We start from the raw sequence: 12,967 nt of genomic DNA on the forward strand, positions 1-12,967 counted from the left end.
CGCTGGCCAATTTTGTCAGCTATTGCACATGAACATAGGACATTTCGGTACCCATTGGCAGCTTCGCGCGTGAACTCGACTGAAGCCGATGTGCCGGCTGAAGATGCATCGTCAGAACGGGCGATTGAACCCGTCATGGCTCTATCGATTATCGACTAGATTGAGCTTGTCGAAGCAAATACGATTACGCTTTTTGGCGTCGCTGAGCATCTTCGTGTAGTCCATAACCTCGTAGTAGACCCTGTGATTGGCGTGATAGCCGTAGAATCCCTGCTTGTCCGGCGTCATTGTGGCATTGAAGTCAGTGAGAACTTGCCTGAGTTTTGGCGTTAAGTCTGCCACCACGAAAATCGTGGCCGGAATATCTGCGTTCGCGATTGGGATCGCTCGACCCTTATGTAGGTACTTACCGCCGCGGATCGCGTTGATCACTTTTGCGGCCTGAAGAACGGGGTTCTCATCACCCGCATACTTGTTGCGCCCCGGTTGCTTGAACTCAATCACAATGATTGAGTTCAGCGGATGCTCGTCGTCGGGCCGCTCACCGCTGAAAATAATTTTTTCATCAAAGATGACGATGTCGCCTCTCTGCTTATCCTTCGAATCTACGACTGACAGCGCGTTGTTTCGCTTATCGGACGAAATGAACGAATGGAATGTGAGGCGCTCGTCGATCATCCAGAGATTCTGCTCGCTGGAGGGGATATCTTCAGAGCTATGCTGCATTGGAAATACGAGCTGATGCACGACCTTTTCGAGCGGGTAGTTCTTCTTGTCCTCAGGCAACTTGACTGCGCGTTCGAGGAAATCAAGGATGATCCGTCTGTGCTGAACGTACTGGGCTAAGGCTGACACTCCAAGCTCATTGTACCGGTCCAGGAATTCGGTGAACTCCTTGTGGTATGACTCGTAATCGGTGATCTTGCTCGCCTCGCGAATGATGCGAGTGCTGTCTTTCTTGAGTTCAGTCTCCCGCAAGAACAGTTCCCGGTGGAGTATGCCTTCCATCTCAGACCGAGACGGTGTCGGAGTGATCTTGTTTAAGAAGCTGCCGGCGTGCTTGAGAAGCATCCGATATTGTGGCGCCTCTTCTTGCACGTACCGACGAATCCTATCGAGCTTGACAGAGTTGATGGTCTCGATGACATCCTTCAGATCGTCCTCCACGAACGCTAGTGCCGAAGCGCGTATATCCGTTTTTGGAATGAGCTTGTGATCCGAGAGGGGAAGTTCAAGCTCGGCATCATCAGGATTGCCGAACTCGAAATCGGTACGATTGGTGTTGACGTGTTCGGTGAGGTAAGGGCTCTGGACGATGCCAAGGTAGAAAAACGCCTTGCCGTCGTAGTCCTCAAGCCGGGATGTCAGATTTGGAAGATGGTCTGCTAGGCGGTCGCTGAGGACTGACCGTTGATCCGCAGCGTAGACAAGCTTGTGCTTGGTCGCCCGTGAGGTGGGAAGTCGGAAACCATGTAAAGTGAATGAGTATCCACCGACTTCGAAGGGATAAGCCGAAGCCGTGGCCTTATAGTCTCTTTCAAAAATTGCTTTGAGGTTATGCTTGAGCCCAAGGTCGTTAACCTGAACCGCCGGACACTCCTCGTCCATCAGTACAACGATGAAGTGTTCGATGAGTTTCTGGATAAGCACTTCCGAGGTGCGGGGGCACTGCCCGTGATATTCCGGCCTTAGTTCCACAAGCTCGATTGTTGTGCCTGTCGCATGTCGCGTGACAGATTTGGGGAGGCCGCGCAGGTCGTCTACATCGTAGTTCTCGTCAAAGGTGAAAGCTCGAGTGAGCAATGCGCCGTCGTCATCCTTGAACGTGCTTTCGATGCGCGCAAATGCAAAGGCCTTGAGCCAGGTGAAGCGACCCAAGCCCTTGCCGCCTCGGCTCAGTTTGTGTGGCGAGAACGCAGTATTAAGTCGTAGTTGGCATCGTCGAGACCGATGCCGTTATCAATGACTTTGAACCCGCTGATCGGCGGAACTTCCAGGTCGAGTTGACGGCCGTCGCGAACGACCTCGACCGTCATGCGTCCGGGCGTACCCGTCGGCAGTTTCGCTTCCTTGATTGCCTGAAACGAGTTCATGACTGCTTCGAACAATGGCAGCAATGGGCGCCACTGCAGTACGGTGGTCTGCCGTACCTGGTTAGCGATATTTACACGGATAGACATTAGCCGCCGTTGCCCCTTGCGCCGTATCCTACCACTAGATGAACATTCAGGCCGCGCAAGTGATACCAGGTTCTCCTTTTACACACAGCGGTGTCATCAAGACAGAACCGGGCGGAAAGACCTCGGACCCTTATAGGCATCTCAGTGCGAGAATGACGCGAACCATACTCGATGTTCATGCTTCGTGCTTCGAAAGTCGCATAAAAAGGCAGTCTGGAACTCAACGGCGGCTCATTGGTTTTGCGGGTTCAGCTCGTGGAAAAGGTCCGTCGGCCTTCCGTGAATGCGGGTTTCCGCATCGCCTACCTCGATTTGGTCGATGACTGCCGGACAGGCGAGGCGGAGCCGTATCTCGCCCGAGAGCACATTCGCGCGCATGATTTCGACGAACGCGCCTATCTTTTCATCCGCAGTGAGAAACCTGCGTTTGACGGATGCAGTGGTGCTACGCTTGTGGAGCCCGGGGCGTCTCTATGCGGCAATCCTTCATCGTGAGCCGATGCTATTGTGCAAGTTTCGCAGCACTGCGGGTGGCGATATCGCCCAAGACAGCATGAAGAAGCGTTCCAACTTCCTGTTCGGCGACCCCGGGTGCAATTCCTGATTCGGACAGTTGAACGAGAATTGCCTTGGCGGTGTTGCGCCAGAAGGCGTTCGCGTCCTTCCCGTTCTTGGATTCCAGGACCCGGGCGATCCCTTCGACCAACTTCCGCCGCCGATGCAGCGGAAACGCGCTTATGTTTGAATCACACATCGATCACCTCACCCCTTCAGTCGCGCGAATAAGCATTGGCGGGTGAGAAAATTTGGTTAACAGCGCTTTTGGACAATGGTCAGCAATGGAATAAAGCGTCTACCCAACAAGCCAAGAGGTGTGCCACGTGTTGATGATCGGCGCGTGCTGAACGGCATCTTCTGGGTGCTGCGCTCCGGTGCTCCATGGCGCGACCTGCCTCAGCGCTATGGCCCGTGCACCACCTGTTGCAACCGCTTCGTCCGATGGCGAAAAGCAGGTGTGTGGCTGCGCAGTAACGAGTCTACGGCCTAAGGTTTGCGGAGCCTCACGCCGGCGCGGCTGCCGTTCTCCGGGATGAACTCGACGCCGGCGGCCTAGAGGGCGATGCGCAAGGCAGCAACGGTTCGCTCTTGTGTGGAGCCCTGTCGGGCCGCGACATCTACTTAATGTCTATTCTAGACAGTCGCCGCGACCATAACTTTTGATAACAGGTCAGGGTCGCGGGATGCCGAGCCGCTTGAAATACCGGGTTACGTCCGGATGCTCGCGATCGTCCCGCCTCAACCGCGCAAGCGCGTCATCATCGCCGGCGAGCGCCATAGCCAAACCGGGAGCGCTTATTCTCCACGGAGCACCGGGCATTGTCTGGTTGTGAAGACGGTGCTTGATCACCAGCCGCCTGAGTGTGTCTTCGCTTACGTTGTAGTCGTACCTGAACAGATCAATGGCCCTCTGGACCGTGATCGCCTCTGCCCGTGGGATCTAGAGCGGCCGAAGCCGTTCGCCTGTTGCCGGCGCTGTTTTGACACGGCGCGCATTGGTCATTCGGCCCGTCGCGCTTTTCTGCGGCCCGCCGTTTCGCCCGACATCAGGGAACGATATCGCCCCCCATGTATTAGAAACCCATGGACACTATGGAACCCCACGGCCACGGGATGGCGGCCGATCTTTTGACATCGGAAGTTGCCAATGCCAGGCAGCGCATCCACCGGACCGAGCTCGCGCTTCAACGCACTGAAGAAATGCTGGCGGAAAATCTCGCGCTGTGCAGCAGGATACGAACTGCGGTCGAGGCCGCAGACCGCTTGGTGAAGATCGATCCCCCCAGCTTTGAAGGACGTCGCGCGGGTTGAACTGGGCCGGCGTTTCATTCGCCTTGCGGCACCCTGCCGCAAGAGCCTGCCCGTTGGCATCACAGCGTGAGCAAACATTGGACAGAAGCATTCCAACGTTCACGATGTGCAACGCCGACGCTAGATAGACACGAATTTCAGTTCAAAGAGCGAGGTTAATGCTGCGGCAAACGAAGGGGGCACGGGGGGTCTTCGCGCGAGCCAGTTATCCGATCTCCCGCTCAGAAATTTCTACCAAATATTCCGACCTCCTGATGGAACCCATTCGTTGCGGGCGAGTTGCGGCTGATTGGGACGGACTTCCCGAACATGACAACGAGCAACAAAGCAGACCATCAGTCTGTCTCCGAAGCGTTTCGGAAACTGATCCGTTCCGAAGGCTATCGTCATCACGTACAAACGTTCTTAAATCTGGAGGTCGAACCAGAACTGCCGCCAACCCTACAGTCATTACTTGCGGCTATTGATCGGGCCAAACAGGGCCCGACGGAAGAAGCTCCCTAGCCGGCTGGCTGAGCGTCAGCTCAAAGAGTATAGAGGCTCGCTTCGTGGCTTGTCCCCCTGATTCCCACGCAGAAGTTATCAAACATTCTTCTTGATTTTTCTCGACAGAGGATCATGAATGTTCTCTTGGGTTCTCGCTGAGGTGGGAGGCCTTGTATGAACGTTTGGACGAACTGCCGACCCGACAAAGTGACTGCCAAACACCTTGTTCACGAGCTGATCCTACAAGCCCGTCGCGGCCAAATCATCTCCGTCAAAGAGACTATTGCAGCGGTGCGCCGAGACCGGCCACATCTGGCGGAAACTGACTGCGAGATGGTGGAGCTTATTGTCAATGTTGCCCCAGCCTTTGGCCTGTTCGTCGGGTTCGATCTTCGCGAATAACCGCCTCCTCAACAGGGCGGACCGTCGCGACACGGTCTCGATCAAAGCGGCATTACGCGAAGCTCGGGAGACTGCGCCTTATTTGGTGGCCTCCGACGAAGAACTAACCGAGGCAATCGTCGAGGCAGCAACTGCCATGGGCCTCTGCGTGGCTTTCGACGCCCGGGAGTAGCTGTCGGCCGACTTCGGTGACCTCGCAATGGGCGCGCGCCCGTATGCTGTCATTCATTCTCAATATTCCGGCCTTGGCGTGACAGTCCTCACATTAACGCTCTCGCCGAGGACAAATAACCATCGGATGCCGCAGATTTCCGACTGGTCCTTTTACGCGATCGTCGCAACGAGTAGACCGACAACAAGCGAAATGACCAGGGCGACACCCACCGGAAGATGATGCATACCGGCTTCGTACCGACCGCTTAGATAACCGTCGATGAACCTTTGGAAACATCCCGTCACGGACTCAGACATGCCTAACAAACGGTAATCGTCCTCATCGCTGAGCCGTAACCCGCTAGCCGCCTGGGGTCCATTCATGGCTCTCCACTGGTTCAACCCTCCGATCCCCGTCAAGACCGAGCGTCCCGGGATCATCCACAATGTCAACAACGCCGAGGCAGCCGGCGAGGAGTTGATGAAGTGGACCAAGCGTGGCCCTTGGTGGGACCTCGCGGTGCGCGTTTGCATGGCCGTGATTTTCGACGAGATGGAAGCTGAGGAGGCCCGCAAGGCATTCCTGGCTGCTGCAAAAGAGGAGGGGACATTACTCCCCCAATGAGAACTAGCTAAATTGGATGCGGTATAAGGTTCTAGGTGTCTATTACCAACACCGCCTTCGCGAAAGGAGCCCGCCGCCGGTGAGGGAGAGGCGACGGACCCCCCACAGCGGCTGCACATCCACGAAGAATCCCGCTGCCACCTCTAAACCCGCGAGGGCCTACATCGTTCCTTAGCTGCGGCTAAAGCGGGGTTGGTCGGCGGGCTCTTGCCGCTCTAAGTTCCCCCTTATGGGTCCTCTCTGGTTCTCTCCACCGGTCTACGTGAAGACGAAACGTCCGGGCATTCGCAATGGGGTCAGCCACGTCGAGGGAGCCGCCGAGGAACTCATGGCGTGGGACACAAACGGCCCCAAGTGGACCAAGGCGGTCCAATCCTGCGTCGATGCGTTCGAGGGCAGAGCCTCCCCCCATGAGGTCCGTGAAGCCTTTGAGGCGGCTGCCAAGGAGGCCAACGTGTATCTCTCCCCTGAGTAGGAGGTATCATGGCGCCCATCTGGTTCGTCCCTCCGGTGTTCGTGAAGACTGAAACCGGTGTCAGGCATGGCTGCAACAATGCGAAGGAAGCCCTTGAGCAGCTCAAGATGTGGACCCGGCGAGGGCCTCGCTGGCATAAGGCGGTGACCCTCTGCCTGTCAGCCTTGGAGGGCGATTCGATTGACCCCCACATAATACGAAAGGCCTTTGAGGCTGCCGCTAAGGAGGCCAAGATGTATCTCTCCCCTGAGTAGGAGTTGTCGTGGCAACCCATTGGTTCTCCCCTCCGGTGTACGTCAAGACCGACCGACCTGGGGTCACCTACGGGTGCAACAACGTCGAGGGTGCCGCCGAGGAACTCATGAAGTGGACCAAGATGGGACCTAAGTGGAGGAAGGCTGTGCAACTGTGCGCCGACCCCTTTCAGGACCGTGTGACTCCGGAAGAGGTCCGTCAGGCTTTCGAGGCTGCTGCCAAGGAGGAGAGGGGGCTGCGTGAGTAGCAGGCCGGTGCCCATGGCTATGTTGGGAAGGACCCGTTAGGCTGTCTAATGCTGACCAAGTCCGCGCTGCTCGAAATAGACCCGGATACGAGAGCATTCACTCTGGTCGGCGCATTTATGGGCCATTTTGCACTTCTTGAAACTGGCATCGGAGCTGCTCTGGGCGAGGTACTTGGCGTCAATGGGGCCCGTCGAGTAATCATCAATCGTAACATGGGGTTCGACGAGAAGATCAAACCGTACCCACAGGGGACCGGAACCGGAATGTCGGGTTTCTAAAGCCGATGGCAGAAAGCGGATATTGCTGGGGCGGCATTTGAGAGCACGTTCCTGCTCTTGATTATTGCCAGTGAGCTGTGCGCGCAAATCGGAGGATGGAAGGGCCGGAGGCAGGAAGTACGGCCTCAGGCCGAGGCGCTAATCAAGCGGGTCGGCAATGATCGCGAAAAGCTCAATACGACCTGCAGCGAAACTAAAGAAGGAGTCGCGCGTTGGACGCGAATAACGCTATTTCGTCTCTGAATATGGTTTAGGTCAGAGTGGTCAAGCCAACGTCGCGTAAGGCAATCAATGCGTCGAGCGCTAGTCAAGCGAAGTCGCCCGCTCCTGACGAGGTCACTTTAGCGCCGCCCGCTTTCCGGCCGGTCCAACTCGCAACGCTCGTGGACACGGTCCCTGCCGGCGTTCGTTGGATCCATGAGATGAAATACGACGGCTATCGTATTCTCGTTGCCGTCGGCGGTGGCGAGGCGCGAGCCTACACACGATCTGGTCTGGACTGGTCTAGCCGTTTTCCCTCGATCCTCTCCGAGGCTCGCAAGCTCAAGGTGCGCTCCGCCCTGATTGACGGCGAAGCCGTGGTTGTCGATGTCGAAGGAAGATCTAACTTCCAGGCGCTTCAGAATGCATTGAAGGGTGCCCCGGCGACTATTGACTTTTATGCGTTCGATCTGCTGCAGCTCGACAGCGAAGATCTGACAAGGCTTCCTCTTGTTGAGCGCAAGGCGAAGCTGGAGGCGATCTTGCCTGCGAAAAATCCGGTCCTTCGTTACTCCGACCATATCCTCGGCCGCGGAGAAGAGCTGCTCGATCGCTTCTGCGCAGCCGGCCTTGAGGGCGTCATCTCAAAGCTCGCGGATTCGAGTTATGTGGCGGCCCGCGGCGCAAGCTGGCTGAAGATCAAATGCATCAGGCGGCAAGAATTTGTGATTGTCGGCTGGACGCCGTCCGACAAGGTCCGCGCGTTTCGGTCCTTGATCCTTGGCGTTCATGACGGCGGCAAGCTGCGTTACGCCGGGAAAGTCGGCACCGGCTTCGATACCGCTGAACTTCTTCGTCTCTTGAAGATCATGGCGCCGCTCGAGCAGAAGGCCGCCACCGTCGACGCACCACGCGCCGAAGTGCGCGGCGCACACTGGCTCCGTCCGAAACTGGTCGCTGAGATTGCCTTCACCGAAATGACAAATGAAGGGACATTACGACATCCGAGCTATCTTGGTCTCCGCGAAGACAAGAAGCCGGAGGCGGTCGTGCTCGAGACGGAACGTCATGCAGCCGATCTCGCCGCGTCTGCGACAACCACCATCGCGATAAGTAACCGTGACCGCGTCATCTATCCGGAATCCAACATCACCAAGGGACAGCTCGCCGACCATTACGCAGCGGTCGCGGCGATCATGCTTCCTTGGGTTGGCAGCCGGCCGATCAGTCTGGTTCGATGCCCACAGGGCCGCGCGAAGAAGTGCTTCTTCCAGAAACACGACGCCGGCAGCTTTGGCGACAAAGTCCACCACGTCGGCATCACAGAGAAAGACGGGCACGAGGAACCATATCTCTATGTCGACGATGCCGACGGACTGATGACTTGCGTCCAGATGGGAACGATCGAGCTGCACGGATGGGGGGCTCGGATCGAGGATGTCGAAAAGGCCGACCGCCTCGTGTTCGACCTCGACCCCGATGAAGGCCTCGATTTTGAGGCCGTCCGCGCCGCTGCCTTTCAGTTCCGCGCTATCCTTAAATCGCTGGGACTTACGACTTTCCCGATGCTGACGGGAGGCAAAGGAGTGCACGTCATCGCGCCGCTCACCCCTGGCGCCGAGTGGCCACAGGTTAAGGACTTCGCGTCTCGCCTGGCGCAGGCGGTCGCCCGGAGCGATCCGGCCCATTTCACGGCCGTGTTGTCAAAGGCGCGCCGCAAGGGTCGCATCTTTGTGGACTATCTACGCAATCAGCGCGGGGCGACCGCGATCATGCCTTACAGCGCGAGATCACGTCCGGGCGCTCCTGTCGCGGCACCGATCACGTGGGCGGAGATGAAGACAATAGACGCGCCCTCTCATTTCCACGTGGGCGATGCTCTTGAATTAAAGAAACGCGCAGCCTCCAAAACTCTGGCGGGATGGGGTCGCGCTGACCAATCCTTGCCCAATCTGTAGCGTCCGACGCGGGAAGAGGCAGTAAAGCCGGGATTCAAACGGCAACGCGGCGCTCACGGCCTTGCCTCATTGGAACCTGCGGAGATCGGTCTCGTTTGGCTGAAGCCATGGCAAAAAGCGATCCGAGGACCGTCGCCAGTCTTTTGAGGGAATACGCGCAACGGGCGTCTATGCGCGGCGACAATCCCTATCGCACAAAGGCATACTTGCGCGCGGCAGACAGTCTGATGGCGCTGTCGCAGCCGCTTGATCGGATCATCGCCGCCGGCGCCCTCACCAAGATCCCGGGGATCGGTGACGCGATCGCAGACATCGTGACCAAGCTTTACCAAACCGGCACGCACCCAAGCCTTGAAAAGCTGCGCGAGGATGTTCCAGCGGGCGTGATGGAGCTGTTTGCCATACCCGGGCTTCGTCCTGATAAGATACTGAAGCTTCATCAGGCGCTCGGCGTGAACTCGCTGGCGGAGCTCGAGGCCGCAGCACGAGAAGACCGCATACGCCCAGTCAAAGGCCTCGGCGCCGCGCTCCAGACAAAGCTCCTACAGAACCTGGCCATCGTGCGAAGCGGCGAAACGCAACTTCACCTGCACAAGGCCGCCGCTCTTCTGGAACATGCGGTCATATCGGTGAAGCAAGAGCATCCAGAGTTTTCGCGCGTCGAAATTGCAGGCGACTTCCGGCGCGGTTGCGAGCTCGTTTCCGACTTCGTTCTGGTAGCGCAGGGCTTAAAGTCGACTGGTATCGAGGATACGACCCTCAGGCTTGTTGTCACGGACAGCAACTTTGGCGCGAGCTTGCTCGAAGCAACCGGTTCGGCAGACCACCTTGAGCAACTGAAGAGGTTCGCGGCCGACAAGGGATTCACCCTAAACGCCGACGGGCTTCATCGCGGGAGAAAGCTGATCGCGTCAGCGACAGAAGAAGAAATCTACCAAGCTCTAGACTTGCAGTTTATCGAGCCTGAATTGCGCGAAGGCAGGGACGAGATTGAGCGAGCGGCAAAGCACAAGCTACCCGCCCTCATTCGGGATGAAGATCTGCATGGCATCCTGCATTCTCACACGACCGCATCCGATGGCACCGAAACGCTTGAGGCAATGGCTGAAGCCACGCGCAAGCGCGGTTTCGAATACTATGGTGTCGCCGATCATTCGCAGTCCGCTCATTACGCAGGCGGCCTTTCGTTGCAGGAGATTGCTGAACAGCACCGCGAAGCTGACCGGCTGAACAAGGCATACAATGGAAAATTTCGCATACTGAAGGGCATCGAGGCGGACATCCTGGCAGATGGCTCGCTCGATTACCCGAATCATATCTTGGAGCAGTTCGATTTCGTCGTCGCGAGCGTGCACAGCCGCTTCAAGTTGCCCAAGAAGGAACAGACGGAGCGTATCATTGAGGCGATCGGAAATCCTCGGACGACAATCATCGGGCACATGACCGGTCGCCAGCTGTTGCGCCGGCCCGGTTATGATCTCGACGTCGACAAAGTCCTCAAAGCGTGTGCGAAACACGGCGTCGCTGTCGAAATCAACGCACATCCGTGGCGACTCGACCTCGACTGGCGCTGGCATCAAAAGGCACTCGATCAGGGCTGCATATTCAGCATCAATCCGGACGCTCATTCGATCCGCGAGCTCGATCACATGCATTGGGGTGTCGAGATGGCGCGCAAGGGCGGTGTCCCTGCGAAGCGGGTCCTGAACGCGATGCGTTTGACGGCCCTCCTTGCGCATCTCGCACGGCGCAGGCAAACGTGTTAACCTGCCTGTGCGCCCGGCCTATCCGCGCAGGAGTCCGTCATTCTCAAAATCTCCCCAGCCGCGCAAACTGGAGTGCGAGTTCTCATCGGGGCCATGGCCAGCTGAAGCTGCAGTTCCGCGGCCGCTTCTTTGAGCACGTTTCATAGCGGCCTTGCCCGCGGCTCGCCGCCTATTGTCTGCAGCTGTCGCTGCGTCCTGTTCGCGCCAGACCGTAACCAGGTCGCGGTCAAGAACATCCTCCACGTGCTGCGGGTCGTACACGTGAAAGGTGATGTTCCTTTCCCGCCCGCGGAGTTTCACCGTTTTCGTCCCGGCGCTCTGCAAGCGACCATCTTTCAACCAGCGGTGCCGTTCGGCCGTCGAGATCGTCAGAATGTCCTCGATTTCACGAGGGATTACGGGCAAGTCTTCGATATTCTGCAGTGCTTTTGATACGATCCCGAATACCACCTGCACATCGTTCTCGGCGCCCTCAGACAGGCGCAGGGTAAGCACGCGGGACTCGATATTGAGCAATTTCCTGAACTCCGTTGGAAGGCGGGCGCGTATTTCGAGAAAAATACCCCTCGCTCTGACCGACGATCCAAACGTTGCAGCCGGGGTTAAAGGCCACTCTCCAATCAGCTTCGCTGTTGCATTGATTTTTCGGCGCGTGGACATGCCCCTTTATATAGGTCACCGATTGTCGGCAAGCGATGAGCCGATCGCAAAGCCAACATGAGTTCTAATCCGCCAGCGGTCTGAACCACGATGCCCTGAAAGCGCAACCACGATTGTTAGCGGGGCCGCTTGCAACTTCGGCTAACAGGAAGCGGCAGAGTTGATCACAAGGTGCGATATCAGGCGCGTTGCCGCCTGGCGGCTTTTTGGGGGCCGTTTGCTGTCCGTCCGGTTATTGCCGAGAGACCAGTTAAAGCCGCCGTTCGGCTCACGACCTCTTCGCGGAATACAAGGCAAGTTCAGATCCCGCGGAAGCCGACATTGAACTGCCTCTCCGTTTACACGTTTGGCAAATGTTGCGAATGGAGGGAGTTGCATGTTTGAAGGTTTCTCGCTGGAGCAGTTCAAACTTCCGGAAGCGACGCTCAGAGTGCGGGTTGGTGGAAGGGGCCACCGCTTCCTGATGCTGCACTTCCTCGCACCCATGCCACTTGGCATCGCGTGGCGCCGATTTTGGCTGAGGAATACACCGTAATTTGCCCTGGTCTTCGGTGCTCGCCCTTGCGGTGTGTCGCAACACAATCAGCGCGTCCGGTTTGCCGTGAACAGATCTTGCTGATGCACCAGTTCGTCCGCGACGGGCTGACGGAGGCGGCGTGTGCCATTCGGGTGGATGGCCGAAAATAACCCCACCTCTGCATGACGCGAATTGTCCCAGCCCGGGTAGGCCGTTATCGGGTACAGGCAAATACCCTCGAATCGATGCTCCGACACCCATAGCGGCACGCACCTCGTCGCGGCATACATAGTGGAGCCAAGCCGGCCCGCCGGATCCCTCTGAGCCGGTCTCGGCAATGAACATCGGCTTACCGTACCGATGAGCAACCTCGAGCAACATTTCCGACAAAGCGCGGTACTCATGGTGTCCCATCGATATCGTCGGCCCGTTTATTTCCCATTGATTGTGCGGCTAGAAATTCAGGCCCACGACAATCGACAACATCTTCGCTCCCGCCCAACTCAGGTTCGACGCGGCCCAGCAACATGTCGTAAGCTTCGAACTGCCCCTGACGGGCGTTTTCGGCCCGACCCCGTTCGCTGCGGGTCCGGTCACGAGGAGCGATTTGGATAAGGGGCTCGGCCCAGACAAATCTGCAGGCGGGGTCGATCTCCCGCATTGCACGAACACCCGCGATGGCAGCCTTCACGAGATGCCGCTTGAACCAGCACGTTTGTTCGGCCCCACGCGGGAAATAGCCGACCTCAACAGCCCATGCGAAAAAGGAGATCTAGTTGATGGGACACACAGAGGCGGTGTTCCCGCGATCGAACGCTGTACCCTCACGGCTTCTGCCGCGAACGAGGCATAGGCATCGATGAAATGCAGCGATCCCTGATCGACATGGTCTGG

The 12,967-nt window shown here is 57.6% G+C and carries 14 protein-coding genes and 1 pseudogene; 11 read left to right on the plus strand and 4 right to left on the minus strand.

All coding sequences use genetic code 11. The features are described from left to right. Positions 1-141: 141 nt before the first annotated feature. The 3 genes from NKJ84_RS22575 to NKJ84_RS22585 all read right to left on the minus strand — a co-directional run bounded on the left by NKJ84_RS22575 (position 142) and on the right by NKJ84_RS22585 (position 2,934). The gene (locus tag NKJ84_RS22575) at positions 142-1,878 is read right to left on the minus strand and encodes a hypothetical protein (protein ID WP_352508308.1); all 1,737 of its coding nucleotides are present in this window, start codon (positions 1,876-1,878) and stop codon (positions 142-144) included. Between the two features lie 17 nt (positions 1,879-1,895). Further along, positions 1,896-2,180 (minus strand): hypothetical protein, encoded by a 285-nt coding sequence (locus tag NKJ84_RS22580; RefSeq protein ID WP_352508309.1) that lies wholly within the window; start codon positions 2,178-2,180, stop codon positions 1,896-1,898. A 502-nt stretch (positions 2,181-2,682) separates the two neighbouring features. Continuing rightward, positions 2,683-2,934 carry a DUF6074 family protein gene (locus NKJ84_RS22585; protein ID WP_352457909.1) on the minus strand — a complete coding sequence of 84 codons (252 nt, stop codon included), beginning with the start codon at positions 2,932-2,934 and terminating at the stop codon, positions 2,683-2,685. Positions 2,935-3,009: 75 nt separating this feature from the next. Between NKJ84_RS22585 and NKJ84_RS22590 the strand changes: the two are divergent. The 10 genes and pseudogenes from NKJ84_RS22590 to NKJ84_RS22635 form a co-directional block, all read left to right on the plus strand. Next, a pseudogene (locus NKJ84_RS22590) lies at positions 3,010-3,207 on the plus strand (transposase); the annotation flags it as partial. A 644-nt stretch (positions 3,208-3,851) separates the two neighbouring features. Beyond that, positions 3,852-4,049 carry a hypothetical protein gene (locus NKJ84_RS22595; RefSeq protein WP_023722969.1) on the plus strand — a complete coding sequence of 66 codons (198 nt, stop codon included), beginning with the start codon at positions 3,852-3,854 and terminating at the stop codon, positions 4,047-4,049. Between the two features lie 660 nt (positions 4,050-4,709). Next, positions 4,710-4,937 carry a hypothetical protein gene (locus tag NKJ84_RS22600; RefSeq protein WP_352508310.1) on the plus strand — a complete coding sequence of 76 codons (228 nt, stop codon included), beginning with the start codon at positions 4,710-4,712 and terminating at the stop codon, positions 4,935-4,937. A 535-nt stretch (positions 4,938-5,472) separates the two neighbouring features. Further along, the gene (locus NKJ84_RS22605) at positions 5,473-5,715 is read left to right on the plus strand and encodes a DUF982 domain-containing protein (RefSeq protein ID WP_352508311.1); all 243 of its coding nucleotides are present in this window, start codon (positions 5,473-5,475) and stop codon (positions 5,713-5,715) included. A gap of 229 nt (positions 5,716-5,944) precedes the next feature. After that, positions 5,945-6,190: a DUF982 domain-containing protein gene (locus NKJ84_RS22610; protein WP_352479083.1), complete on the plus strand. Its 246-nt coding sequence runs from the start codon at positions 5,945-5,947 to the stop codon at positions 6,188-6,190. 8 nt (positions 6,191-6,198) lie between these two features. After that, the gene (locus tag NKJ84_RS22615; RefSeq protein WP_352508312.1) at positions 6,199-6,444 is read left to right on the plus strand and encodes a DUF982 domain-containing protein; all 246 of its coding nucleotides are present in this window, start codon (positions 6,199-6,201) and stop codon (positions 6,442-6,444) included. An 8-nt stretch (positions 6,445-6,452) separates the two neighbouring features. Then, positions 6,453-6,692, plus strand: coding sequence for a DUF982 domain-containing protein (locus NKJ84_RS22620; protein ID WP_352508313.1), 240 nt, complete (start codon positions 6,453-6,455; stop codon positions 6,690-6,692). Between the two features lie 48 nt (positions 6,693-6,740). Then, positions 6,741-6,971 (plus strand): hypothetical protein, encoded by a 231-nt coding sequence (locus tag NKJ84_RS22625; protein ID WP_352508314.1) that lies wholly within the window; start codon positions 6,741-6,743, stop codon positions 6,969-6,971. Between the two features lie 260 nt (positions 6,972-7,231). Beyond that, a complete protein-coding gene (gene ligD / locus NKJ84_RS22630) occupies positions 7,232-9,130 on the plus strand; it encodes a DNA ligase D (protein ID WP_352508315.1) in 1,899 nt (632 codons plus the stop codon). Between the two features lie 107 nt (positions 9,131-9,237). After that, positions 9,238-10,896 (plus strand): DNA polymerase/3'-5' exonuclease PolX, encoded by a 1,659-nt coding sequence (locus tag NKJ84_RS22635; RefSeq protein WP_352508342.1) that lies wholly within the window; start codon positions 9,238-9,240, stop codon positions 10,894-10,896. Positions 10,897-10,914: 18 nt separating this feature from the next. Here the strand turns inward: NKJ84_RS22635 and NKJ84_RS22640 are convergent, their stop codons facing one another. Then, on the minus strand, positions 10,915-11,556 hold the full coding sequence (locus NKJ84_RS22640) for a hypothetical protein (RefSeq protein ID WP_352508317.1): 642 nt from the start codon (positions 11,554-11,556) through the stop codon (positions 10,915-10,917). A gap of 376 nt (positions 11,557-11,932) precedes the next feature. On the opposite strand from NKJ84_RS22640, the gene NKJ84_RS22645 reads away from it, so the two are divergent. Further along, positions 11,933-12,091 carry a hypothetical protein gene (locus NKJ84_RS22645; RefSeq protein ID WP_352508318.1) on the plus strand — a complete coding sequence of 53 codons (159 nt, stop codon included), beginning with the start codon at positions 11,933-11,935 and terminating at the stop codon, positions 12,089-12,091. Positions 12,092-12,967 lie beyond the last annotated feature (876 nt).

The organism is Mesorhizobium sp. M0048, from assembly GCF_040323405.1.
Classification (GTDB): Bacteria; Pseudomonadota; Alphaproteobacteria; order Rhizobiales; family Rhizobiaceae; genus Mesorhizobium.